General features: G+C 67.9%; 26 protein-coding genes and 1 other annotated feature. Of the genes, 17 read left to right on the top strand and 9 right to left on the bottom strand.

Annotation, left to right across the window (positions count from 1 at the left end; all coding sequences use genetic code 11):
- Positions 1 to 77: 77 nt before the first annotated feature.
- Together EOW65_RS17005 and EOW65_RS17000 are read right to left on the bottom strand one after the other, a co-directional pair.
- Entirely contained in the window at positions 78 to 449 is a 372-nt protein-coding gene (locus tag EOW65_RS17005) for a hypothetical protein (RefSeq protein WP_128151472.1), read from the bottom strand.
- A 255-nt stretch (positions 450 to 704) separates the two neighbouring features.
- Complete coding sequence (locus EOW65_RS17000) at positions 705 to 1,322, bottom strand: DNA-3-methyladenine glycosylase I (RefSeq protein WP_128151470.1); 618 nt, start codon at positions 1,320 to 1,322, stop codon at positions 705 to 707.
- 310 nt (positions 1,323 to 1,632) lie between these two features.
- Positions 1,633 to 1,690, top strand: a sequence feature (sul1 is cis-regulatory element that is thought to sense ions involved in sulfur or methionine metabolism; They are found in Alphaproteobacteria).
- A 57-nt stretch (positions 1,691 to 1,747) separates the two neighbouring features.
- Here EOW65_RS17000 and EOW65_RS16995 point away from each other — a divergent pair.
- Both EOW65_RS16995 and EOW65_RS16990 read left to right on the top strand, forming a co-directional pair.
- Entirely contained in the window at positions 1,748 to 3,238 is a 1,491-nt protein-coding gene (locus EOW65_RS16995) for a SulP family inorganic anion transporter (RefSeq protein ID WP_128151468.1), read from the top strand.
- 11 nt (positions 3,239 to 3,249) lie between these two features.
- The gene (locus EOW65_RS16990; protein ID WP_128151466.1) at positions 3,250 to 4,110 is read left to right on the top strand and encodes a universal stress protein; all 861 of its coding nucleotides are present in this window, start codon (positions 3,250 to 3,252) and stop codon (positions 4,108 to 4,110) included.
- Positions 4,111 to 4,174: 64 nt separating this feature from the next.
- On the opposite strand, the gene EOW65_RS16985 is transcribed toward EOW65_RS16990, so the two are convergent.
- Complete coding sequence (locus EOW65_RS16985; RefSeq protein WP_128151464.1) at positions 4,175 to 5,026, bottom strand: helix-turn-helix domain-containing protein; 852 nt, start codon at positions 5,024 to 5,026, stop codon at positions 4,175 to 4,177.
- 91 nt (positions 5,027 to 5,117) lie between these two features.
- Between EOW65_RS16985 and pobA the strand changes: the two genes are divergently transcribed.
- Positions 5,118 to 6,287, top strand: a complete 1,170-nt coding sequence (pobA, locus tag EOW65_RS16980) for a 4-hydroxybenzoate 3-monooxygenase (RefSeq protein ID WP_128151498.1) — start codon at positions 5,118 to 5,120, stop codon at positions 6,285 to 6,287.
- Between the two features lie 43 nt (positions 6,288 to 6,330).
- On the opposite strand, the gene EOW65_RS16975 is transcribed toward pobA, so the two are convergent.
- Complete coding sequence (locus tag EOW65_RS16975) at positions 6,331 to 6,780, bottom strand: Lrp/AsnC family transcriptional regulator (protein ID WP_240664755.1); 450 nt, start codon at positions 6,778 to 6,780, stop codon at positions 6,331 to 6,333.
- A gap of 123 nt (positions 6,781 to 6,903) precedes the next feature.
- On the opposite strand from EOW65_RS16975, the gene EOW65_RS16970 reads away from it, so the two are divergent.
- The 3 genes from EOW65_RS16970 (at position 6,904) to EOW65_RS16960 (ending at position 9,466) form a co-directional block, all read left to right on the top strand.
- A complete protein-coding gene (locus tag EOW65_RS16970; protein ID WP_128151460.1) occupies positions 6,904 to 7,449 on the top strand; it encodes an RBBP9/YdeN family alpha/beta hydrolase in 546 nt (181 codons plus the stop codon).
- Between the two features lie 182 nt (positions 7,450 to 7,631).
- The gene (dusA, locus tag EOW65_RS16965; protein WP_128151458.1) at positions 7,632 to 8,627 is read left to right on the top strand and encodes a tRNA dihydrouridine(20/20a) synthase DusA; all 996 of its coding nucleotides are present in this window, start codon (positions 7,632 to 7,634) and stop codon (positions 8,625 to 8,627) included.
- A 23-nt stretch (positions 8,628 to 8,650) separates the two neighbouring features.
- Positions 8,651 to 9,466, top strand: coding sequence for a sulfite exporter TauE/SafE family protein (locus EOW65_RS16960; RefSeq protein ID WP_128151456.1), 816 nt, complete (start codon positions 8,651 to 8,653; stop codon positions 9,464 to 9,466).
- A gap of 81 nt (positions 9,467 to 9,547) precedes the next feature.
- On the opposite strand, the gene mazG is transcribed toward EOW65_RS16960, so the two are convergent.
- Positions 9,548 to 10,360 (bottom strand): nucleoside triphosphate pyrophosphohydrolase, encoded by an 813-nt coding sequence (gene mazG / locus EOW65_RS16955; protein WP_394342756.1) that lies wholly within the window; start codon positions 10,358 to 10,360, stop codon positions 9,548 to 9,550.
- A gap of 83 nt (positions 10,361 to 10,443) precedes the next feature.
- Between mazG and EOW65_RS16950 the strand changes: the two genes are divergently transcribed.
- The 10 genes from EOW65_RS16950 (at position 10,444) to EOW65_RS16905 (ending at position 18,262) form a co-directional block, all read left to right on the top strand.
- Positions 10,444 to 11,607: a M20 aminoacylase family protein gene (locus EOW65_RS16950; protein WP_128151453.1), complete on the top strand. Its 1,164-nt coding sequence runs from the start codon at positions 10,444 to 10,446 to the stop codon at positions 11,605 to 11,607.
- A 323-nt stretch (positions 11,608 to 11,930) separates the two neighbouring features.
- Positions 11,931 to 12,272 carry a preprotein translocase subunit YajC gene (gene yajC, locus EOW65_RS16945; RefSeq protein ID WP_128151451.1) on the top strand — a complete coding sequence of 114 codons (342 nt, stop codon included), beginning with the start codon at positions 11,931 to 11,933 and terminating at the stop codon, positions 12,270 to 12,272.
- 14 nt (positions 12,273 to 12,286) lie between these two features.
- A complete protein-coding gene (gene secD, locus EOW65_RS16940; RefSeq protein ID WP_128151448.1) occupies positions 12,287 to 13,951 on the top strand; it encodes a protein translocase subunit SecD in 1,665 nt (554 codons plus the stop codon).
- A 12-nt stretch (positions 13,952 to 13,963) separates the two neighbouring features.
- Complete coding sequence (gene secF, locus EOW65_RS16935; protein ID WP_128151446.1) at positions 13,964 to 14,947, top strand: protein translocase subunit SecF; 984 nt, start codon at positions 13,964 to 13,966, stop codon at positions 14,945 to 14,947.
- On the top strand, positions 14,934 to 15,302 hold the full coding sequence (locus tag EOW65_RS16930) for an Mth938-like domain-containing protein (protein ID WP_128151444.1): 369 nt from the start codon (positions 14,934 to 14,936) through the stop codon (positions 15,300 to 15,302). The genes secF and EOW65_RS16930 overlap by 14 nt, the downstream gene beginning before the upstream one ends.
- Before the next feature lie 38 nt (positions 15,303 to 15,340).
- On the top strand, positions 15,341 to 15,973 hold the full coding sequence (gene ccmA, locus EOW65_RS16925; RefSeq protein WP_128151442.1) for a heme ABC exporter ATP-binding protein CcmA: 633 nt from the start codon (positions 15,341 to 15,343) through the stop codon (positions 15,971 to 15,973).
- Between the two features lie 136 nt (positions 15,974 to 16,109).
- Positions 16,110 to 16,772: a heme exporter protein CcmB gene (gene ccmB / locus EOW65_RS16920; RefSeq protein WP_128151440.1), complete on the top strand. Its 663-nt coding sequence runs from the start codon at positions 16,110 to 16,112 to the stop codon at positions 16,770 to 16,772.
- Between the two features lie 83 nt (positions 16,773 to 16,855).
- Positions 16,856 to 17,584, top strand: coding sequence for a heme ABC transporter permease (locus EOW65_RS16915; protein ID WP_128151438.1), 729 nt, complete (start codon positions 16,856 to 16,858; stop codon positions 17,582 to 17,584).
- Positions 17,581 to 17,739 carry a heme exporter protein CcmD gene (gene ccmD / locus EOW65_RS16910; protein ID WP_164880138.1) on the top strand — a complete coding sequence of 53 codons (159 nt, stop codon included), beginning with the start codon at positions 17,581 to 17,583 and terminating at the stop codon, positions 17,737 to 17,739. The genes EOW65_RS16915 and ccmD overlap by 4 nt, the downstream gene beginning before the upstream one ends.
- Complete coding sequence (locus EOW65_RS16905) at positions 17,732 to 18,262, top strand: DsbE family thiol:disulfide interchange protein (protein ID WP_113900310.1); 531 nt, start codon at positions 17,732 to 17,734, stop codon at positions 18,260 to 18,262. The genes ccmD and EOW65_RS16905 overlap by 8 nt, the downstream gene beginning before the upstream one ends.
- A gap of 3 nt (positions 18,263 to 18,265) precedes the next feature.
- Here the strand turns inward: EOW65_RS16905 and EOW65_RS16900 are convergent, their stop codons facing one another.
- Both EOW65_RS16900 and hpt read right to left on the bottom strand, forming a co-directional pair.
- On the bottom strand, positions 18,266 to 18,445 hold the full coding sequence (locus tag EOW65_RS16900; protein ID WP_128151436.1) for a hypothetical protein: 180 nt from the start codon (positions 18,443 to 18,445) through the stop codon (positions 18,266 to 18,268).
- Positions 18,442 to 19,008: a hypoxanthine phosphoribosyltransferase gene (gene hpt / locus EOW65_RS16895; RefSeq protein ID WP_121532478.1), complete on the bottom strand. Its 567-nt coding sequence runs from the start codon at positions 19,006 to 19,008 to the stop codon at positions 18,442 to 18,444. Before hpt ends, EOW65_RS16900 begins: the two co-directional genes overlap by 4 nt.
- Positions 19,009 to 19,101: 93 nt before the next feature.
- Between hpt and EOW65_RS16890 the strand changes: the two genes are divergently transcribed.
- A complete protein-coding gene (locus EOW65_RS16890) occupies positions 19,102 to 19,563 on the top strand; it encodes a type II toxin-antitoxin system RatA family toxin (RefSeq protein ID WP_128151434.1) in 462 nt (153 codons plus the stop codon).
- On the opposite strand, the gene EOW65_RS16885 is transcribed toward EOW65_RS16890, so the two are convergent.
- Both EOW65_RS16885 and EOW65_RS16880 read right to left on the bottom strand, forming a co-directional pair.
- The gene (locus EOW65_RS16885; protein WP_128151432.1) at positions 19,560 to 20,027 is read right to left on the bottom strand and encodes a CinA family protein; all 468 of its coding nucleotides are present in this window, start codon (positions 20,025 to 20,027) and stop codon (positions 19,560 to 19,562) included. The genes EOW65_RS16890 and EOW65_RS16885 overlap by 4 nt on opposite strands.
- Positions 20,024 to 20,506 (bottom strand): phosphatidylglycerophosphatase A family protein, encoded by a 483-nt coding sequence (locus EOW65_RS16880; protein WP_128151430.1) that lies wholly within the window; start codon positions 20,504 to 20,506, stop codon positions 20,024 to 20,026. Before EOW65_RS16880 ends, EOW65_RS16885 begins: the two co-directional genes overlap by 4 nt.

Here is a 20,506-nt window from a genome sequence, read left to right as displayed (position 1 = left end):
GGGACCGTGGTCGCAGGCGCATGACCTCCGCCCGGGGCCGTTTGGGCGGGCCCTGGCGAAGACGTTTCGACTGTGGTTCACGCGGTCAGCGGAGGTGCCTGCGAGGCGGGGCGCACCGGGGGGCGCCCGGGCAGCACGTCGAAGGCGTCCTGCGTCCAGTCGGCAAAACGCCATGCGACCGCGGGGGCCGTCAGCGCGCCGGTGTCCGAGGCCCCCGGGGGCTGTGCCGGCAGGTCGGGGTGAAGGGGCTTCCCGGGGCGCGTGAAGCGAAGCTCGCCGGGCAGGGCGACATATTGCGCGGCCTTGGCGGCGAAGAAGGGGCTTTCGGAAGCCTGAAGCGGCGCCGGGCCCAGCCCGCAGGAGAGGATGAGGAGGAGAATGAAACCGAAGACCGCGCGAAGGGCTCGCGCGGCGAGGTCGGATCTCAAGGAGGCGGCCTGCGGAATCATTCGCCCAGAATAGGGGGCGGCCTGCCGTTCGACAATCGCCCGAACATGACCGCGGCGGCGGACGGCGGCGCGGCGGCCAGCCTCGTCTTCCAAGGGGGGGCGGCCTTGAAACAGTGCCCGAGGCGTTTACAGCGGTCGCCGTAAGTCCTTGATTTTGCGATCTTTAGGTTTTGCCCGCTTTACGCCGTAGCCGTTTGAAAATGAGCGGTTATCTTGCTTCTGGTGGGGGTTCCACTGCGGCCGTGCCGCGGTCATTCACCGTGGTCCCCGGGTGGGGCGGTCCAGCGCAGCGCGGGCCCGCTCGATCTTCTCCCGCATCACACAGCCTTCAACATGGTCGTTGACCAGCCCCATCGCCTGCATGAAGGCATAGACCGTCGTCGGCCCGACGAACTTCCAGCCGCGCTCGCGCAGGGCCGTCGAGAGCGCCACCGAGGCGGGGGAGGTTGAGCGGCTTTGCGGCGCGGCGCGCTCCTCCTGCGGCTCGAACCGCCAGAGGAACGCCGCGAGCGAGCCCTCGGTCTCGACCAGATCGCAGGCGCAGCGGGCATTGTTGATTACCGCCTCGATCTTGCCGCGATGGCGCACGATGCCGGCATCGGCCAGCAGCCGCGCCACGTCCCGCTCGTCGAAGTGCGCGACCTTGCGGAAATCGAACCCGGCGAAGGCGGTGCGGAAGTTTACCCGCTTGGCCAGGAATGTGCGCCAGCTCAGCCCCGACTGGAAGCTTTCGAGACAGAGGCTCTCGAACAGCCCGATGTCCTCGGTGACCGGGACTCCCCATTCCTGGTCATGATAGGCGATGAATTCGGGCGCTGCGGCACACCAGCCGCAGCGCGGGCGTCCGTCCGGGCCGGGCAGGGGCGTGCTCATGTCGCGGCCCCCGGGCTGTCGAACGCCGGGACCGTGCGCCGGACGTCGATCCCGTAAAACAGGGGGGCTTCCTTCTCGACGAAGAGGTCGCGGGGGGTGCGGGTGGGCATGGCGCGGGATCCTGAAGGCTTGCTGAAAGACTAGGTCAAGTGTCCGGAGGTATCAACGACGCCGGTCCGGCGCGTCTGTCCGGGAGCGCGACTGCCAAGGGGCTGCGGGGGGCACCGTTGCCCGGCGGCACCGGATTGACCTCCCGGGCGTCCCGTCTCTTGGACGCGCGCTTTTTTTCCGCTATCCGGGGCACAGCGAACATGGAGCCGGGTGCGATCCCCGGCTGGCTCTTCCGGCCGCCGATCCGCCGGACAACCTGAACGACCCAGACCGCGCAGACCGGCGCCCCCCTCGCTCCGGTCAGGAAAGACCGTATGTTTTCAATCGACAGATACCGGGCCGAGTGGTTCGGCAATATCCGTAACGATCTTCTTTCGGGCCTCGTCGTCGCGCTGGCCCTGATCCCCGAGGCGATCGCCTTCTCGATCATCGCCGGGGTGGACCCGAAGGTCGGGCTGTACGCGAGCTTCTCGATCGCGGTGCTGATCGCCTTTGTCGGCGGCCGGCCCGGGATGATCTCGGCCGCGACGGCGGCGACGGCGGTGCTGATGGCGACGCTGGTGCGCGAGCACGGCCTGCAATACCTGCTGGCCGCGACGGTGCTGACCGGGGTGATCCAGATCGGGCTTGGGCTGCTCAAGCTCGGCTTCGTGATGCGCTATGTCTCGCGCTCGGTGATGACGGGCTTCGTCAATGCCCTCGCCATCCTGATCTTCATGGCGCAGCTGCCCGAGCTCGACCCGGCACGGGTGCCGCCGCTGACCTATGTGCTGGTCGCGGCCGCGCTGGCGATCATCTACCTCTTCCCGCGGCTGACGAAGGCCGTGCCCTCGCCGCTCGTCGCGATCGTCGTGCTGACGGCAGCAAGCATCGCCTTCGGCTGGCAGGTGCGCACGGTGGGCGACATGGGGGCGCTGCCCGACACGCTGCCGGTCTTCGCCCTGCCGCAGGTGCCGCTGAGCCTTGCGACGCTGCAGATCATCCTGCCCTATGCGCTGGCGATCGCGGTGGTCGGGCTGCTCGAAAGCCTGATGACGCAGAACCTCGTCGACGATCTGACCGACACGACCACCAGCCGCGATCAGGAATGCATCGGCCAGGGCATCGCCAATGCCGTCACCGGCTTCATCGGCGGCATGGCGGGCTGCGCGATGATCGGGCAGAGCATGATCAACGTGAAATCGGGCGGGCGCGGGCGGCTCTCGACCTTCACCGCGGGGCTGGTTCTGCTGCTCCTCGTCGTCTTCCTCGGCGACTGGGTCGCGCGGATCCCGATGCCGGCGCTCGTCGCGATCATGGTGATGGTGTCGGTGGGCACCTTCTCCTGGTCGTCGATCCGCAACCTGCGCAGCCATCCGCGCTCGTCCTCGGTGGTGATGCTGGCCACCGTGGGGATTGTCGTCTGGACCCACAATCTCGCCATCGGCGTGCTGGTGGGGGTGCTGCTTTCGGGCATCTTCTTCGCCGCGAAGATCGCGCAGCTCTTCAAGGTCAGCTCGACCGCCACCGCCGACGGGCAGGTGCGGACCTATGTCGTCGAGGGGCAGCTCTTCTACGGCTCGGTCGAGGCCTTCCTCGCCGCCTTCGACTTCCGCGAGGCGCCGGCGAAGGTGATTATCGACGTCAGCCGTGCCCATATCTGGGACATCTCCTCGGTGCAGGCGCTCGACCTTGCGGTGCTGAAGTTCCGCCGCGAAGGGGCCGAGGTCGAGATCACCGGCATGAACGCGGCCTCGGAAACGCTGGTCGACCGCTTCGCGCTGCAAGACAGGCCGGATGCGGCCGACACGCTTGCCGTGCATTGAGGAGAGAGACCATGACCAAGATGCAAAAGATCGTCGCTCTCGTCGACGGCTCGCTCTATTCCGCCAGCGTCTGCGACCATGCCGCCTGGATCGCGGCACGGACCGGCGCGCCGGTCGAGCTGATCCACGTGCTCGGCCGGCGCGAGACGAGCGACGGGCAGGACCGCTCCGGCACCATCGCGCTTGGCGCCCGCACGGCGCTGCTCGAGCAGTTGGCCGAACTCGACGCCCGGCGCACGAAGCTGATCGCGGCGCGGGGGCGTGCCATCCTCGAGGATGCGCGCGCCCTGCTGGACAAGGCCGGCATTGCCGATGTCACCACCCGCCTGCGCCAGGGCGATCTGGTCGAGACGGTGGCTGGCATCGAGACGGATGTCCGCCTGATCGTGATCGGCAAGCGCGGAGAGGGGGCGGATTTCGCCAAGGGGCACCTGGGCTCGAACCTCGAACGGATCGTGCGCGGCAGCCAGGTGCCGGTGTTCGTGGCAGCGCGCGCCTTCCGGCCGATTGCCCGGGTGCTGGTCGGCATCGACGGTGGCGGCTCCTCGATGAAGGCTGTCGAGCTCATTGCCCGCAGCCCGCTCTTCCGTGGGCTCGCCGTGCAGTTGGTGACGGTCGGCACCGCCACGGCGGAGGCGCGCGCGGCGCTTCAACGCGCCCGCTCGCTCCTGTCGGCTGCAGGCGTCGTGGCGGAAACCGCGATCCTGCCGGGGCAGCCGGAGACCGTGCTCGGACATCTGGTGGAGGAAGCGCCCTTTGATCTGCTGGTGATGGGGGCTTATGGTCACAGCCGCATCCGCAGTCTGATCATCGGCTCGACCACCGCCGCGATGCTGCGCTCGTGCAAGGTGCCGGTCGTCCTGGTGCGCTGAGCGCCAGGCGCGCCAGGCTCCCGGCCGCCGCGCGGTGAGGGGCGGGGCAGGAGCACGGCCGGCCCTAGCCCGAGAATTGCGCGCGATACTCCGAGGGCGTCAGCCCCCGCACCGCCCGGAAGCGGCGCGAGAAATAGGCCGGGTCGTCGAAGGCCAGCCGATAGCCGATCTCGGCCACCGGCAATTGCGTGAAGGCAAGAAGCCGGCTGGCCTCGGTCATCACCGCGCTGTCGATATAGCGCGAGGCGCTCTGGCCGGTGGCGCTCTGGCACAGACGGTTGAGATGGCCCGGCGTGATCGCGAGGGCACGGGCGAAATCCGCCGCGCGCCAGCCGGCGGCAAGATGGCGCGCGAGCAGGGCGTCGAACGCAAGCATCCGGCGATGCGCGGCCGAGGGCTCCTGCGTCACGGCCTGCGCGCCGATCTCGGCAACGCTGGCGAGCAGGGCCTGTGCAAGCGCGGCAAGAAATTGTGCACGATATGTGCCATGCGAGGCGAAGGCCTCGGCAAGCTGGAGGCTCAGCCTCCCGAGCACCTCTCCGCTTTGCCCGACGATCGGGCGGCCAAGGCTTGCGGCCATCTCGGCCGAGCCGGTGCCGATCAGCTGCACGATCGGCGAGGGCACCGAAAGCACCAGCCCCTCGGCGCCGCGCCGGAACGCGAAACCATGCACGGCAAGCCGCGGAATATACAGGAAATCGCCGTCTTTCAGCGCGTACTCCCGACCATCGACCCGGGCCAGTGCCGCGCCACGCCGCATCAGGAAAACCTGCACCATCTCGCGGTGACGGTGCGGTGCAATCGTCCAGTCATGCAGCCGCGCACGGTCGATGATGCGCTCGCAATGCACCACGTCCGGAAAGGCGGAAGTCTCGCCGAAAAGATTGAAGTCGGGAATGATCTTGCGGTGTTCCATGCATGAATAGTGCCAGCTAATGCCCGGCCTGTCTATTCCGGGAAGCCCCCGCGCTGCCTAGCCTGCAAGCAGGGAGGACATTGACATGCAGATGGATACACAGGTCGTCATCATCGGCGGGGGCCCCTCGGGGTTGCTGCTGTCGCAGCTTTTGAACCGCTCGGGGATCGAGACGATCATCCTTGAGCGCTCGAGCCGCGAGCACGTGCTCTCGCGCATCCGGGCCGGCGTGCTCGAATGGGGCTCGGTCGAGGTGCTGCGCGAGGCGGGCGTGGGAGCGCGGATGGAGGCCGAGGGCTTCGCGCATGATGGCACCTGGCTCAGCGACGCCGATCACATGGTGCATATCGACTTCCACGACCTCACCGGCAAGCGGGTGATGATCTATGGCCAGACCGAGGTGACGCATGACCTTTACGACGCGCAGGACGCGTTCGGCACGCGGATCATCCACGGCGTCGAGGATGTCGCGATCCTCGATCTCGACGGGCCGGTCGCGGCGGTGGAGTACACGCTGAACGGCACGCGCCACCGGCTGCGCTGCGCCTATGTCGCGGGCTGCGACGGATTCCACGGTGTCTCGCGCCGCACCATCCCGGCCGGGAAACGGGCGGAGTTCGAGCGCGTCTACCCCTTCGGCTGGCTCGGCATCCTGTCGAAGACCCCGCCGGTCAACGACGAGCTGATCTACGCGAGCTCGCCGCACGGCTTCGCGCTCGCCTCGATGCGCAACGCCAATCTGGTGCGCTACTATGTGCAGGTGCCGCTCACGGACAGGGTCGAGGACTGGTCGGACGACCATTTCTGGGCCGAGTTCCGCCGCCGTCTCCCCGCCGATGCCGCAGCAAAGCTCGTCACCGGGCCGGCGATCGAGAAATCGATCGCACCCTTGCGCAGCTTTGTCTCCGAGCCGCTGCGCTGGGGCCGGCTGTTCCTCGTGGGCGACGCCGCGCATATCGTGCCGCCGACCGGGGCGAAGGGGCTCAACCTCGCGGTGTCCGACGTCTTCTATCTGCATCAGGCGCTGATCGACGCGCTCAAGTATGGCCGGCAGGCGGGGATCGATGGTTATTCGCAGCGCGCGCTTGCGCGGATCTGGCAGGCGATGCGCTTTTCCTGGCAGATGACGACGATGCTGCACCGTTTCGATGGTGAGGACAGCTTTGCCGCGCAGATGCGACGTGCCGCGCTCGACCATCTCGGCCGGTCGGAGACCGCCCGGCGCGAGCTAGCCGAGAACTATGTCGGGCTGCCGTTCTAGCCGCCCGTGACTGCGGGCGGCTCGCCTGCCGTTCGGGGCCGGGTCAGCCGAGAAGCGCCTTGCCAAGCGGTTTCACCGGCGCCGAGTGCAGGACAAGAGATGTGGTGATTGCCCCGAACCGGGCGATGGCGTCGACGATGGTTTCCAGCTGTCCCGGGGTCGGGACGAGAACCTTGAGCAGGAAACAGTCTTCTCCGGTCAGGCGGTGGACCTCGATCACATGCGGCATCTCGGCGAAGGCGCGCAACGCCGGCTTGATGTGCTCATGCGAGGTCTTCAGGCGAATGATTGCCATCATGCCAAGCCCCAGCGCGGCCGGGTCCAGACGTACGGCATAGCCCGTAATGATGCCGCGATCCTCGAGGCGTTTGACGCGCTCTGAGGTCGCCGGCTGCGAAAGCCCGACACGTCGTCCGACCTCTGAAAGCGGGGTGCGGGCGTTGTCCTGAAGCGCCTCCAGGATTGCGATATCAAGGCGGTCGAGGTCACGCATTGGCATGTTGCCTGATCGATTCCGTTAATTCATCGGGAGTTTGACCGAAAACCCGATGAGTTGCCATTCCCGGATCGTGCGCCGGGCACGAAGCTCCGGGACTGTGAAAATCAGGAGTGAATCATGGGATCTCGTTTCGTCATGGTGCCGGGGATCGGCGGGTCTGGCCCGGAACATTGGCAGAGCCATTGGCAAGACCTTGACCCCGGTGCCACCCGGATCACGCCGGGCTCGTGGAAAGAGCCGGAGCTCGCGGATTGGATCGCGGCGCTGGAGCGGGCGGTTGCCGCGCATCCTCAGCCGCCGGTGCTTGTCTGCCATTCGCTCGGCTGCCTTCTCTTCGCCCATTGGCGCGCGGCATCTTCCCGTACGATCGCGGCGGCTTTTCTGGTTGCGGTGCCGGACCCGCTCGGGCCGGTCTTCCCGGTGCGGGCAAGGGAATTCGGGAGGCTGCCGGCATCGGGGTTCGGCGATCGCCCGGTGCTTGCCGTGGCAAGCGAAGATGATCCCTATGATCCGGAGGCAAGGGCGATCCTCTGGGCCGCAGGGCAGGGCGCAAGGCCCCGCCTTCTGGGGCGCCGCGGTCACCTGAACGAGGCATCGGGTCTTGGTGCCTGGCCCGAAGGGCAGGTGCTTTTGGCCGAATTCCTGGATGAGATCGGGGGATAGCCGAGGATTACCCCCACCAGAGCGCCGCCGGCCTCATTGTGGCCGGCCCCGGCGAGGTGAGAGATCAACGCCTTTGCCGGGTGCCGCAGGAAAAGGGCGGGCCCGCCTGCTCTCCTCTTTGCGCGACACCGCCCTTTTGCTACAGAGCGGGCGGAAACGCGACGGATAGAGGAGGCCTGCAAATGGTGGAACAAACGAATTTGCCGGCCGCCTCCCGCCTGTCCGTTGCGCCGATGATGGATTGGACCGATCGGCACTGCCGTGTCTTTCACCGCCATATCTCGCGCCGCGCATTGCTTTATACCGAGATGGTCACCGCTCCGGCGGTGGTGCATGGCAAGCGCGCGCAGCTGCTCGAGTTTTCGCCCGAGGAGCATCCCGTCGCGCTGCAGCTCGGCGGATCGGACCCGGCCGAGCTTGCCGAGGCGACCCGCATCGCCGCGGACTGGGGCTATGACGAGATCAACCTCAACTGCGGCTGCCCCTCCGACCGGGTGCAGTCGGGCGCCTTCGGGGCGGTGCTGATGAAGACCCCGGAACTGGTTGCCCGCTGCGTGAGTGCGATGATCGCGGCAAGCTCCGTCGAGGTCACGGTGAAATGCCGCATCGGCGTCGACGACCAGGTGCCCGAAGAGGTGCTGCCCGACTTCCTGCGCCGGGTGTCGCAGGCCGGTGTGCGCCGCTTCACCATCCACGCCCGCAAGGCCTGGTTGCAGGGGCTGAGCCCGAAGGACAACCGCGAGATCCCGCCGCTCGACTATCCGCTCGTCCATGCGATGAAGGCGGAATTCCCGGATCTGCACCTCTCGATCAACGGCGGCATCGCCACGCTGGAAGAGGCCGGGGCCCAGCTTGCCGCCGGGATGGACGGGGTGATGATCGGCCGCGCCGCCTATCATCAGCCGATGGAGGTGCTGGGCGGTGCCGATGCCGCGATCTGGGGCGAGGGGGCGCCCGTCGATCCCTTCGCCGTGGCCGAGGCGATGAAACCCTATATCGAGGCCCACCTTGCCACGGGCGGGCGGCTGCATCAGATCACCCGCCACATGCTCGGCCTGTTCCACGGCCGCCCGGGGGCGCGCGGCTGGCGCCGGGTGCTGTCGGAAGGGGCGACGCGCGAGGGCGCAGGGCTTGCGCTTTACGAGGCCGCTCTGGCAGAAGTGGCGCGACCCGCATAAGCCCGGGCACGCAGGAGGACCGCATGACCCATCTCGACACGCTTTTGCCGCTGCTGCTGATCCTGATGGCGGTCGGCGCCTTTGCCGGTATCCTCGCGGGGCTTCTGGGCGTCGGCGGCGGCATCGTTCTGGTGCCGGCCTTCTATTACCTCTTCGCCGGGCTCGGCTACGGGTCTGACAACCTGATGCAGGTCTGCGTCGCGACCTCGCTTGCCACGATCATCGTCACCTCGATCCGCTCGGTGCTGGCGCACAACCGCCGCGGCGCGGTCGACTGGACGATCCTCAAGCAATGGGCCCCGCCGATCGCCATCGGAGCCGTCGCGGGCGTGCTGGTCGTCGCGCAGCTGCGCACGCAGACGCTGCAGCTGATCTTTGGCGTGCTGGTGTTCTGCATCGCCTGCTACATGGCCTTCGGCAAGGCGAGCTGGCGGATCTCGGATCATCTGCCGGGCGGGATCTTCCGCGCCTGGTTCGGGCCGCTGATGGGCTTCGCCTCGGTGCTCCTTGGCATCGGCGGGGGGTCGATCGGCACGCCGATGCTGACGCTGCACGGGGTTCCGATCCACCGCGCGGTGGCGACGGCGGCGGGCTTCGGTGTCACCATCGCCGCGCCCTCGGCAGTGGCCTTCCTGCTGACGAAGGTGCCCGACGCGCCGCCCTACACGATCGGCGCGATCAACGTGCCGGCCTTCTTCGTGGTGATCGCGATGACGATGATCACCGCCCCTTGGGGCGCGGCACTCGCCCACCGGCTCGACCCGAAGAAGCTCAAGCGCGTCTTCGCGGGCTTCCTGATGCTCGTCGCGCTGAACATGCTGCGCAAGGCGTTGCTCTGAGCCCCTTGGCTTTTTCCTGGTGAAAATACTCCGGGGTGTGGGGCAGAGCCCCACGCCTCACTTCACGCCTCACTTCACGCCTCACTTCACGCCGTGCGCCTTCGCCGCATTCCACAGCGCATCCATCTCGGCCAGATCACTCTCCGCCGGGGCCTTGCCGCGCGCTTTCAGTTCATCCTCGATATATCTGAACCGACGGGTGAATTTCCCGTTCGCCGCGCGCAGGCAGGCCTCGGGGTCAAGCCCCAGGTGCCGGCCGAGGTTCACCATCACGAACAGCAGATCGCCATATTCCTCGGCGATCTCCTCGGCACCGAGGCTGTCGCGCGCCTCGGTCAGCTCGCGCGCCTCCTCGGCGATCTTGTCGACCACCTCGGCGGTCGAGGGCCAGTCGAACCCCACCCGCGCGGCGCGGTTTTGCAGCTTCAGCGCCCGGCTCAGCGCCGGCAGGCCAAGCGCCACACCGTCGAGCACGCCCCGCTCGGCCCGGCCGGCACGCTCGGCCGCCTTGATCTTCTCCCAGTCGACGGTCTGCTCGGCCGCCGATTTGTCACGGCTCTCGTCGCCGAAGACATGCGGATGGCGCGAGATCATCTTGGCGTTGATCGCGCGCAAGACGCCCGCCAGGTCGAACAGCTCCTTCTCGGCCGCCATCCGGGCGTGAAACACCACCTGCAACGCCAGATCGCCCAGCTCGCTTTCCAGCTCGTCCCAGGCACCACGCTCGATCGCATCGGCGACCTCATGCGCCTCCTCGATGGTATAGGGCACGATCGAGGCGAAATCCTGTTCGAGATCCCAGGGGCAGCCGGTCTCCGGATCGCGCAGGCAGTCCATGATCGCCGCCAGCCGGCGCATCTGCACGCCCGCATCGCCCGCCTCGTCGAACAGCATCGGATCTTCCGGTTTCGCCATTGCCCTTGCCTCCTGAAAGGATCATCTAGGTCAGTATCCCTTCCGCGAGCGCAGAGTCCACCATGCCCGTCATCAACCGCATCGCCGCCCTTGCCCCGGAGATGGCCGAGTGGCGGCACTGGCTGCACCGCCACCCCGAGCTCGAATTCGACCTGCCCAAGACCTCGGCCTTCGTCGCGGCGAAGCTGCGCAGCTTCGGTGTCGACGAGATCCACGAGGGCGTGGCGCGCTCGGGCATCGTCGCGGTGATCCGCGGCCGCATGGCCGGCCCCGCGATCGCGCTGCGCGCCGACATGGACGCGCTGCCGATCGAGGAGATCACCGGCAAGGACTATGCCTCCGAACACCCCGGCCGGATGCACGCCTGCGGCCATGACGGGCACACCACGATGCTTCTGGGCGCGGCACGCTACCTCAGCGAGACGCGCAATTTCGCGGGCTCGGTCGTGCTGCTCTTCCAGCCCGCCGAGGAAGAGGGTGGCGGCGGCGAGGTGATGGTGCGCGAGGGCGTGATGGAGCGTTTCGGCATCACCGAGGTCTACGGCATCCACAACGCGCCGAACCTGCCGCTCGGCCATTTTCAGACCACGCCCGGGCCGCTGATGGCGGCGGTCGATACCGCCTGGGTCACCGTCACCGGCCGCGGCGGCCATGGCGCGACGCCGCAGGTCTGCGCCGATCCGGTCGTCGCCATCGCCGGCATGGTCGGCGCGCTGCAGACGATCGTCAGCCGCAATGTCGCCGCGCTCGAACAGGCGGTGGTCTCGGTGACCGAGATCCACGTCGGCACGGCGAATAACATCATCCCCGAAAGCGGCTGGTTCGCGGCGACGATCCGTTCCTTCTCGCCCGCCGTGCGCGACCTGCTCGAGGACCGCTTTCGCGCCATCGTCGCGGGTCAGGCCGAGGCCTATGGCGTGCGCGCCGAGATCACCTATGAACGCGGCTATCCGCCGACGGTGAACGATGCCGAAAAGGCGCGCTTCGCCGCCGAAGTCGCGGCCGAGGTCTCGGGCGCGGCCGCAGTCGAGGCCGAGGCCGAGCGCGACATGGGGGCGGAGGATTTCGCCTACATGCTCGCCGCGCGGCCGGGCGCCTATCTCTTCCTCGGCACCGGGCCGGGGGCAGGGCTGCACCACCCCGCCTATGACTTCAACGACGCGGCGGCGCCGATCGGCGCGAGCTTCTTCGCGCGGCTCGTCGAACGCGCGCTGCCGGTCGGCTGAGACCGGGGCAGGGAGGGGCGCTGCCCCTCTTTGCGCTGACGCGCAAATTCACCCCGAGGTATTTTCGGCAAGGAGAAAGCCCCGGGGTGAAAACCCGCCCCCTGCTTTCATCTTGGCAAAAATACCTCGGGGGTGAGGCGCGGTACGCGCCGAGGGGGCAGCGCCCCCTTTCTGCTGCCCCAACTCTCCGCTCTGACGTGACCGTGAGCGGGCGCCGGGGCGGGCCGTCGCGCCTTGCCATTGCGGGGGGGCGCGGCTAGGGTGCGCGCCGAAAACCGGGCGCGCGCAAGCCGCGCCCAAGGCCCGCACGAAAGGACCAGACCATGTTCATCTCTCCCGCCTTCGCCCAGGCCGCCGGTGGCGCCGCCCCGTCGGGCATTGCCGCCTTCGGCCAGTTCCTGCCGCTCGTCCTGATCTTCGTGATCATGTATTTCCTGCTGATCCGTCCGCAGCAGAAGAAGGTGAAAGAGCACCGCTCGATGGTCGAGGCGCTGCGTCGCGGTGACCAGATCGTCACCCAGGGCGGCATCATCGGCAAGGTCACCCATGTGCGCGAGGACGGCGAGCTCGAGGTCGAGATCGCGCCGGGCGTCAAGGTGCGCGTCGTGAAGGCGACCGTCACCCAGGTGCTCACCAAGACCGAACCGGCCGCCAGCGCCGAATAAGGACCATCGCCGTCATGCTGCAGATCCCGCTCTGGAAGCGTGTCGTCATCATCGGCCTGTGCGTGATCGGGCTGGGCATGGCGGCGCCGAACCTTTTCTACAGCCGTGTCGAGGGGCACAACGACGCCGTTCGCACGCTCGAGCGCAGCGGTGCGCTGAGCGACGCGCAGGCCGAGGCGAAGGCCGCCTGGCCCGACTGGCTGCCCTCGGGGCTGGTCAATCTCGGGCTCGACCTGCGCGGCGGCGCGCATCTCCTTGCCGAGGTCCATCTCTCCGAGGTCTACAAGGCGCGGATGGATGCGCTCTGGCCCGAGGCGCGCAAGGCGCTGGCGGCCGAGCGGGCGACCATCGGCTCGATCCGCCGCGTCGCCTCGCCGGATGGCGAGCTGCGCATCCAGATCGGCAATGCCGACCAGATCGCGGCCGCCGTCGCGGCAGTGAAGGCGCTGGCCACCCCGGTCGTCACCCTGACCGGCGTCGGCCAGAGCGACATCGAGGTGACCGGGCAGGGCGACACGCTGACCATCCGGCTGAGCGAGGCCGAGCAGGCCGCGACCGATGATCGCACGATGCAGCAGTCGCTCGAGATCGTGCGCCGCCGCGTCGACGCGGCCGGCACCCGCGAGCCGACGATCATGCGTCAGGGCTCTGACCGGATCCTGATCGAGGTGCCCGGCATCGGCTCGGCCGCCGAGCTGAAATCGCTGATCGGCACCACCGCGAAGCTGACCTTCCACCAGGTCGTCGGCCGCAGCTCGAACCCCGACCAGCCCGCGGGCTCGGGCAACGTGATCCTGCCCGACGCCAACACCCAGGGGATCTATTACATCCTCGATCAGGTGCCGGTGGTCTCGGGCGACGAGCTGACCGACGCGCGTCCCGAAACCGACCAGAACGGCTATCCCGCCGTCGGCTTCCGCTTCAACCCGACCGGCGCGCGCGCCTTCGGCGACTTCACCCAGAACCATATCGGCGAGCCCTTCGCCATCGTGCTCGACGGCAAGGTGATCTCCGCGCCGGTGATCCAGAGCCATATCGCCGGCGGCTCGGGCATCATCACCGGCCGTTTCTCCTCGCAGGAGGCGACCGACCTTGCGCTTCTGCTGCGCGCGGGCGCGCTGCCGGCGGGCATGACCTTCCTCGAGGAACGCACGATCGGGCCCGAGCTTGGCGCCGACTCGATCGCCGCGGGGCGCGTCGCCGCCGCCGTCGGCTTCATCGCGGTCGTGGTGCTGATCATCGCCTCCTATGGCCTCTTCGGTGTCTTCGCCACGGTTGCACTGGTGGTGAACATCGGCCTGATCTTCGGCATCATGTCGATGATCGGCTCGACGCTGACGCTGCCCGGCATCGCCGGCATCGTGCTGACCATGGGCACCGCGGTCGACGCGAACGTGCTGATCTTCGAGCGCATCCGCGAAGAGCTGCGCACCGCCAAGGGGCCGGCTCGGGCGATCGAGCTCGGCTTCGAGAAGGCGATGTCGGCGATCGTCGATGCGAACGTGACCACCTTCATCACCGGGGTGATCCTGTTCGTCCTTGGCGCCGGCCCGGTGCGCGGCTTTGCCGTGACGCTGATCATCGGCATCCTCACCTCGGTCTTCACCGCCATCTATGTCACCCGTCTGATGGTGAGCGTCTGGTACAGCCGGCGCCGCCCGAAGACGATCGAGCTTTAAGGAGGGAACGCGATGGCATTCCGGCTCAAACTCGTTCCCGACCACACGACGTTCGACTTCTTCAAGCACGCCTGGCTGACCTTCGGCGCCTCGGCGGTGGCGGTGGTGATCTCGCTTATCCTGCCGGTGGTGATGGGGCTGAACTTCGGCATCGACTTCCGTGGCGGCACCACGATCCGCACGGAATCGACGCAGGCCCTTGATGTCGGCGCCTATCGTAAGGCGATGGCACCGCTCGGCCTTGGCGATGTGGCGATCACCGAGGTCTTCGACCCGAACTTCCGCGCCGACCAGCATGTGGCGATGATCCGCATCCAGGCGCAGGGCGATACCGAGGCGATCACCCCCGAGACGATCGGCACGATCGAGACGGCGCTGAAGGCCGTCGACCCGGCGGTGACCTTCGTGTCGACCGAATCCGTCGGGCCCAAGGTCTCGGGCGAGCTGATCTGGACCGCGATCTGGTCGGTTCTGGCGGCCACCGCGGCGATCGTCGTCTATGTCTGGGTCCGCTTCGAGTGGCAATATTCGATCGGCGCGCTTGCCGCGCTTGTGCATGACGTGGCGCTGACCGTCGGGCTCTTCGCGCTGTTCCAGCTGAAGTTCGACCTGACGATCATTGCAGCGCTGCTGACCATCCTCGGTTATTCGATCAACGACACTGTCGTCGTCTTCGACCGGCTGCGCGAGAATCTGGTCAAGTACAAGACGATGCCGCTGAAGGATGTGATGAACATCTCGGTCAACGAGACGCTGTCGCGCACCGTGATGACCTCGGGCACGACGCTGATCGCGCTGATCTCGCTTCTGGTGCTGGGCGGCGACGTGATCCGCAACTTCGTCTTCGCGATGACCTGGGGCGTGGTGGTCGGCACCTATTCCTCGGTCTTCGTGGCGAAGAACATCGTGCTCTTCATCGGTCTCGACCGGAACAAGAAACCGGGCGATCCGTCGGACAAGTTCTTCACCGAGGGGGTGGCGAATGCCGATCACTGAGGCCGAATTCGGCGCCTCGCTGCCGGTCGATTCCTACGGCCCGGGGTTCTTCCGGGTCGCGGGGGTGGTGCATCGCGGCGGGCTGCTGGTGCGGGCCGAGGCGGCGGGCCCCTGGGGCGGCTATGACGACCTTGCGCCGCTCGAGGCGCTTGCGGGGCAGGTCGACGTGCTGTTCGTCGGCACCGGGGCGCAGATCGCCTATCTGCCGAAGCCCTTCGTCGCCGCGCTCGAGGCGGTGGGGGTGATGTGCGAGGGCATGTCGACCCCTTCGGCTGCGCGCACCTACAACGTGCTGCTGAGCGAGGGGCGGCGCGTCGCCGCGGCGCTGCTGCCGATGCCGGGGGAGACGCCGTGACGCTTTCCCGGCCCGGCCGGATCGGTTAAGGCTCTGCCATGACCATGCTGAGCGTCGACAATCTGAGCGTGACACGCGGCGGGCTGCCGGTGCTCGAGGGGGTGAGCTTCACCCTCGGCGCCGGCCGTGCGCTGGTCTTGCGCGGCCCGAACGGGATCGGCAAGACGACGCTCCTGCGCACGCTTGCCGGGCTGCAGCCGGCACTTGCGGGCACCGTCTCCATGCCGGCCGAGACGATGGCCTATGCGGGCCATGCCGACGGGCTGAAGGCGATGCTGAGCGTGCGCGAGAACCTGCGCTTCTGGGCCGATGTCTACGCGACGCCCGACATCGCCCCGGCAATCGAGCAGATGAACCTGCGCGCGCTGGCCGACCGGGCGGCGCACAGCCTGTCGGCCGGGCAGAAACGCCGGCTGGGTCTCGCGCGGCTTCTGGTCACCGGCCGCCCGATCTGGGTGCTCGACGAGCCCACCGTCTCGCTCGATGCGGCCTCGGTCGCGCTTTTCGGGACGGCGGTGCGGGCGCATCTCGCTGCGGGGGGTGCCGCGCTGATGGCCACGCATATCGACCTCGGCATCCCCGAGGCCGAGGTGCTCGACCTCGCCCCCTTCAAGGCGCGTCCGCCCGAACAGGGCGGTTTCCGCGGCAGCTTCGACGAGGCTTTCGGATGAGCCGCTGCGGCACCTGTGACATCTGCCGGACGCCTCCGGCCGGAGTATTTGGGCCAGGGAAAAGGCCCCCCGTTTTTTCTTGGCCCGAATGCTCCCCGCGGCGCGTCCGAGCTCTGTGCCGAAACGGAGGCCGGGCATGATTGCGCTGCTTCTTCGCGACCTGCGGCTTGCCGTGCGGGCGGGCGGCGGCTTCGGCCTCGGCCTTGCCTTCTTCCTGATCGTGGTGACGCTTGTCCCCTTCGGCGTCGGGCCCGAGGGCGGGGTGCTCGCCCGCATCGCCTCGGGGGTGCTGTGGCTCGGTGCGCTGCTCGCCTGTCTGCTCTCGCTCGACCGGATCTTCGCGCTCGATTACGAGGACGGCACGCTCGACCTGCTGGTGACGGCGCCGATCCCGCTCGAGGGTGCGGTCTCGATGAAGGCCGCGGCGCATTGGATCACCACCGGGCTGCCGCTGGTGCTGGCGGCGCCGGTCTTCGGCGTGCTGCTGCATCTGCCCGCGCCGGCCTATCTGTGGCTCGTGGTGTCGCTGCTGCTGGGCACGCCGGCGCTCTCGGTGCTGGGCACCTTCGGCGCGGCGCTGACGGTGGGGCTGAAGCGCGGCGGGTTGCTGCTGTCGCTCCTCGTGCTGCCGCTCTACGTGCCGACGCTGATCTTCGGGGCCGAGCTCGTGCGCCGCGGTGCCGCGGGGATGGAGGTGCGGGTGCCGCTCCTGATGCTCGCGGGGATCACCGCCGCGACCATCGCCCTTGTGCCCTTCGCCTCGGCCGCGGCGATCCGGGTGAACCTGCGGCAGGCTTGACGCGCGGCAAGCCGTCGCATCGAATGTCGGGCCATACGCGATAGTGAGTTGAGCGCGAAAGAACAGGAAGGTAGCCAGAGCCCATGTCGATCTGGGAATATGCGAACCCCGTCAAGTTCATGAAGACCTCCTCGCTCGTCCTGCCCTGGGCGACGGGGCTGGCGGCAGCCTGCCTGATCGGCGGGCTGATCTGGGGCTTCTTCCTGACCCCGGACGCCGACAATTTCGGCTCGACGGTGAAGGTGATCTACGTCCATGTGCCGGCCGCGATGATGGCGATCAACATCTGGGTGATGATGCTGGTCACCTCGCTGATCTGGCTCATCCGTCGCCACCATGTCTCGGCACTGGCCGCCAAGGCCGCGGCGCCGATCGGCATGGTGATGACGCTGATCGCGCTGATCACCGGGGCGATCTGGGGCCAGCCGATGTGGGGCACCTGGTGGGAGTGGGACCCGCGGCTGACCTCGTTCCTGATCCTGTTCCTGTTCTACCTGGGCTACATGGCGCTGTGGGAGGCGATCGACAACCCGGACACCGCGGCCGACCTCACCGGCGTGCTGTGCCTCGTCGGCTCGGTCTTCGCACTGCTCAGCCGCTATGCGGTGCTGTTCTGGAACCAGGGCCTGCATCAGGGCGCGACGCTGAGCATGGATTCGGCGCAGCACATCTCGGACGTCTACTGGTTCCCGCTGCTGCTGTGCATCGCGGGCTTCATCCTGTTCTTCGTGGCGCTGGTGCTGTTGCGCACCCGCACCGAGATCCGCCTGCGCCGGCTCAAGGCGCTCGAGCAGAGGGAGCGCATGGCATGATGCCGGAACTCGGGAAATACGCGGTCACGGTGCTCGGCTCCTATGTCGCCACCGTGGCGCTTCTGGCGGGGCTGGTCGCGCTCTCGCTGTGGAAGGGCGCGAAAGTGAAACGGGCGCTCGCGCGCCAGGAAGAACGGATGCGAAAGAATGGTTAAGCCGCTCGTGCTGCTGCCCCCGGTCGCCTTTGCGGCGCTGGCGGGGCTGTTCCTGTGGGGGATGAACCGCACCGATCCGACGGCGCTGCCCTCGGCGCTGATCGGCAAGGCCGCCCCGCCGGTCGAGACCGTGCCGCTTGGCGAGGCGCAGATGTTCACCGATGCCGATCTCCGCGATGGCAAGATCAAGCTGGTGAACTTCTGGGCCTCGTGGTGCGCGCCCTGCCGGGTCGAGCATCCGACGCTGAAGGCGATGGCCGAGGACGGGGTCGAGATCTATGGCGTGAACTGGAAGGACAAGCCGGCGCAGGCGCTGTCCTTCCTCGCCGATCTTGGCGATCCCTTCGCGCGGATCGGGGCCGATCCGAAGAACACCATGGGCCTCGACTGGGGCGTCGCGGGTGTGCCCGAGACCTTCGTGATCGACGGCGAGGGGACGGTCTTGATGCGCTATGCAGGGCCGATCACGCAAAAGGTGCTCGATGAGCAGATCGCACCGCTGCTGGCGGGCGAGGGCGAGTAACCCTCAGTGCAGGCGCGGGCGCGGGGCGCGGTCGAGCCGCGCCCAGTCCGGCCAGAAGCCCAGCTTGTCGACGATGACGATGGCCACGGCGATCGCGAGCACGGTGCCCGCGATCTTGACCTGGGTCATCGAGGGCGGCCGACGCGCCCATTTCGCCATGCGGATGAACCACAGAGGGTTCACTTCGCCGCCTCGCCGGTGAAGCGCACGGTGCCGATGAAAGGCAGGTTGCGGTGCGTCTGCGCGAAGTCGAGCCCGTAGCCCACGACGAATTCATCGGGGATCTCGAAGCCGGTCCAGGTCGCATGCACGTCGACCTCGCGGCGCGAGGGCTTGTCGAGCATCGCACAGCATTCGATCCGCCGCGGGTGGCGGTCGCGCAGGATGTCCATCACCTTGGAAATCGTGTGGCCGGTGTCGACGATGTCCTCGACCACCAGCACGTCGCGCCCGCCGATGCTGCCGCGCAGATCCTTCAGGATGCGCACTTCGCGGGTCGAGGTGGTGTCGTTGCCGTAGCTCGAGGCCTCGAGGAAATCGACCTCGCAGGGCAGGTCGATTTCGCGGATCAGGTCGGCGATGAAGACGAAGGACCCGCGCAGCAGCCCCACCACGACGAGCCGGTCGGTGCCGCGGAAGCTTTCCGAGATTTCGGCGCCAAGCGCCTCGACCCGCGCGGCGATGCGCTTGGCGGAAATCATCTGGTCGATCTCGTAGGTGCGACCATCGGCGGTGCGCTGCGTCATCCTGTTCTCCTGAACCGGCCCGGGGGGCCTTGCATTTCCCCGCCGGTTTATCGCAACAAGGGGGCGAAGGGAACGGCGCACGGACAGGAGCAGATGCCGACACATTCCGAAAAGCGCGTCATGCCCTATTCGGCGCGGCAGATGTATGACCTCGTCGCCGATGTGGCGAAATACCCGCAGTTCCTGCCCTGGAACTCGGCCGCGCGGATCCGTGCGCGCCGCCCGGGCGAGGAGCCCGGCTCCGAGGTGCTCGAGGCCGATCTGGTGATCTCGTTCAAGGTCTTCCGCGAACGCTTCGGCTCGCGCGTGACGCTGTTTCCGGCGCGCTCCCGGGTCGATACCGAATATCTCGACGGTCCGTTCAAGTACCTGAAAAGCTGGTGGCAGTTCACCGACCGCGACGAGGGCGGCTGCAATGTCGATTTCTTCGTCGATTTCGAGTTCAAGAACGCGATTTTGCAAGGCGTGATCGGCGTCGTCTTCGATCAGGCGATGCGCCGGATCGTCAAGGCGTTCGAGGATCGCGCCGTGGCGCTCTACGGGCCGGTTGCCTAGGCCAGCGCCCGCGCCAGCAGTGCGAGCGCATGATCGCGCGCGGCAAGGCGCACGCGGTCGCGGCCAAGGGCGCCGAACTCGACGGTTTCGGTGACGGTCGCGCCCCCCGTGGCGGCAAGGCCGAAGCAGACCCGCCCCTCGGGCTTGAATTCCGATCCGCCGGGGCCGGCGATGCCGGTGATGGAGACCGCAAGATGGGTGTCGGAATGGGCAAGCGCCCCCTCGGCCATCTCGCGCGCAACCTCCTCGGACACCGCGCCATGGGCGGCAAGCGTCTCCGCCCGCACCGCGATCATCTCCTGTTTCGCAAGGTTCGAATAGGTGACGAAGCCGCGCTCGAACACGTCGGAGCTGCCCGGGATGTCGGTCAGCGCCGCGGCGACCATGCCGCCGGTGCAGCTTTCCGCCGTGGCGATGCGCAGCCCCTTCGCGCGGGCCGCGGCAAGGATCTCGGCCGGTGTCATCGCATCATCACCCCGTGATAGAGCCCCGCCAGGATCACCGTGATGATGCCCGCGAAGACGCCCGCGATCAGGTCGTCCAGCATCACGCCGGCCGGGTCGTTGCGGCGGTCGGCGGTGCCGACGGGGCCGGGTTTCCAGATGTCGAAGAGGCGGAACAGCAGGAAGGCCGCGACCGGGCCCGGCCAGACCATCGGCACATCGCGCAGCCAGAACCCCATGGCGGGGAAGAGGAGCGCCAGCCATTGCCCGGCGACCTCGTCGATCACCACCTCTGACGGGTCCTCGCCCGGTTTCAGCGCAGCATTGACCGCCCAGAAGCCGAGGAGCGTGACCGCGACGGTGGCAATCACCAGCGGGATGAAACCGAGCCAATGCTCGATCGCCCAGCCAAGGGCCACCGCGACGAGCGAGCCCCAGGTGCCCGGGGCCGGGCGCAGCAGGCCCACGAAACCGAAAGTGGTGATCGCACGCAGCGTCAT

Source organism: Paenirhodobacter ferrireducens (genome assembly GCF_004022265.1).
Taxonomy (GTDB): domain Bacteria; phylum Pseudomonadota; class Alphaproteobacteria; order Rhodobacterales; family Rhodobacteraceae; genus Rhodobacter; species Rhodobacter ferrireducens.
This window is presented reverse-complemented; position numbering and strand designations above follow the sequence as displayed.

Excerpts from the sequence above, each read along its gene's own strand:
- EOW65_RS17005 (WP_128151472.1), bottom strand. The coding sequence starts at position 449 with ATGATTCCGCAGGCCGCCTCCTTGAGATCCGACCTCGCCGCGCGAGCC.
- EOW65_RS17000 (WP_128151470.1), bottom strand. The coding sequence starts at position 1,322 with ATGAGCACGCCCCTGCCCGGCCCGGACGGACGCCCGCGCTGCGGCTGG.
- EOW65_RS16995 (WP_128151468.1), top strand. The coding sequence starts at position 1,748 with ATGTTTTCAATCGACAGATACCGGGCCGAGTGGTTCGGCAATATCCGT.
- EOW65_RS16990 (WP_128151466.1), top strand. The coding sequence starts at position 3,250 with ATGACCAAGATGCAAAAGATCGTCGCTCTCGTCGACGGCTCGCTCTAT.
- EOW65_RS16985 (WP_128151464.1), bottom strand. The coding sequence starts at position 5,026 with ATGGAACACCGCAAGATCATTCCCGACTTCAATCTTTTCGGCGAGACT.
- pobA (WP_128151498.1), top strand. The coding sequence starts at position 5,118 with ATGGATACACAGGTCGTCATCATCGGCGGGGGCCCCTCGGGGTTGCTG.
- EOW65_RS16975 (WP_240664755.1), bottom strand. The coding sequence starts at position 6,780 with ATGCGTGACCTCGACCGCCTTGATATCGCAATCCTGGAGGCGCTTCAG.
- EOW65_RS16970 (WP_128151460.1), top strand. The coding sequence starts at position 6,904 with ATGGGATCTCGTTTCGTCATGGTGCCGGGGATCGGCGGGTCTGGCCCG.
- dusA (WP_128151458.1), top strand. The coding sequence starts at position 7,632 with ATGGTGGAACAAACGAATTTGCCGGCCGCCTCCCGCCTGTCCGTTGCG.
- EOW65_RS16960 (WP_128151456.1), top strand. The coding sequence starts at position 8,651 with ATGACCCATCTCGACACGCTTTTGCCGCTGCTGCTGATCCTGATGGCG.
- mazG (WP_394342756.1), bottom strand. The coding sequence starts at position 10,360 with ATGCTGTTCGACGAGGCGGGCGATGCGGGCGTGCAGATGCGCCGGCTG.
- EOW65_RS16950 (WP_128151453.1), top strand. The coding sequence starts at position 10,444 with ATGCCCGTCATCAACCGCATCGCCGCCCTTGCCCCGGAGATGGCCGAG.
- yajC (WP_128151451.1), top strand. The coding sequence starts at position 11,931 with ATGTTCATCTCTCCCGCCTTCGCCCAGGCCGCCGGTGGCGCCGCCCCG.
- secD (WP_128151448.1), top strand. The coding sequence starts at position 12,287 with ATGCTGCAGATCCCGCTCTGGAAGCGTGTCGTCATCATCGGCCTGTGC.
- secF (WP_128151446.1), top strand. The coding sequence starts at position 13,964 with ATGGCATTCCGGCTCAAACTCGTTCCCGACCACACGACGTTCGACTTC.
- EOW65_RS16930 (WP_128151444.1), top strand. The coding sequence starts at position 14,934 with ATGCCGATCACTGAGGCCGAATTCGGCGCCTCGCTGCCGGTCGATTCC.
- ccmA (WP_128151442.1), top strand. The coding sequence starts at position 15,341 with ATGACCATGCTGAGCGTCGACAATCTGAGCGTGACACGCGGCGGGCTG.
- ccmB (WP_128151440.1), top strand. The coding sequence starts at position 16,110 with ATGATTGCGCTGCTTCTTCGCGACCTGCGGCTTGCCGTGCGGGCGGGC.
- EOW65_RS16915 (WP_128151438.1), top strand. The coding sequence starts at position 16,856 with ATGTCGATCTGGGAATATGCGAACCCCGTCAAGTTCATGAAGACCTCC.
- ccmD (WP_164880138.1), top strand. The coding sequence starts at position 17,581 with ATGATGCCGGAACTCGGGAAATACGCGGTCACGGTGCTCGGCTCCTAT.
- EOW65_RS16905 (WP_113900310.1), top strand. The coding sequence starts at position 17,732 with ATGGTTAAGCCGCTCGTGCTGCTGCCCCCGGTCGCCTTTGCGGCGCTG.
- hpt (WP_121532478.1), bottom strand. The coding sequence starts at position 19,008 with ATGACGCAGCGCACCGCCGATGGTCGCACCTACGAGATCGACCAGATG.
- EOW65_RS16890 (WP_128151434.1), top strand. The coding sequence starts at position 19,102 with ATGCCGACACATTCCGAAAAGCGCGTCATGCCCTATTCGGCGCGGCAG.
- EOW65_RS16885 (WP_128151432.1), bottom strand. The coding sequence starts at position 20,027 with ATGACACCGGCCGAGATCCTTGCCGCGGCCCGCGCGAAGGGGCTGCGC.
- EOW65_RS16880 (WP_128151430.1), bottom strand. The coding sequence starts at position 20,506 with ATGACGCTGCGTGCGATCACCACTTTCGGTTTCGTGGGCCTGCTGCGC.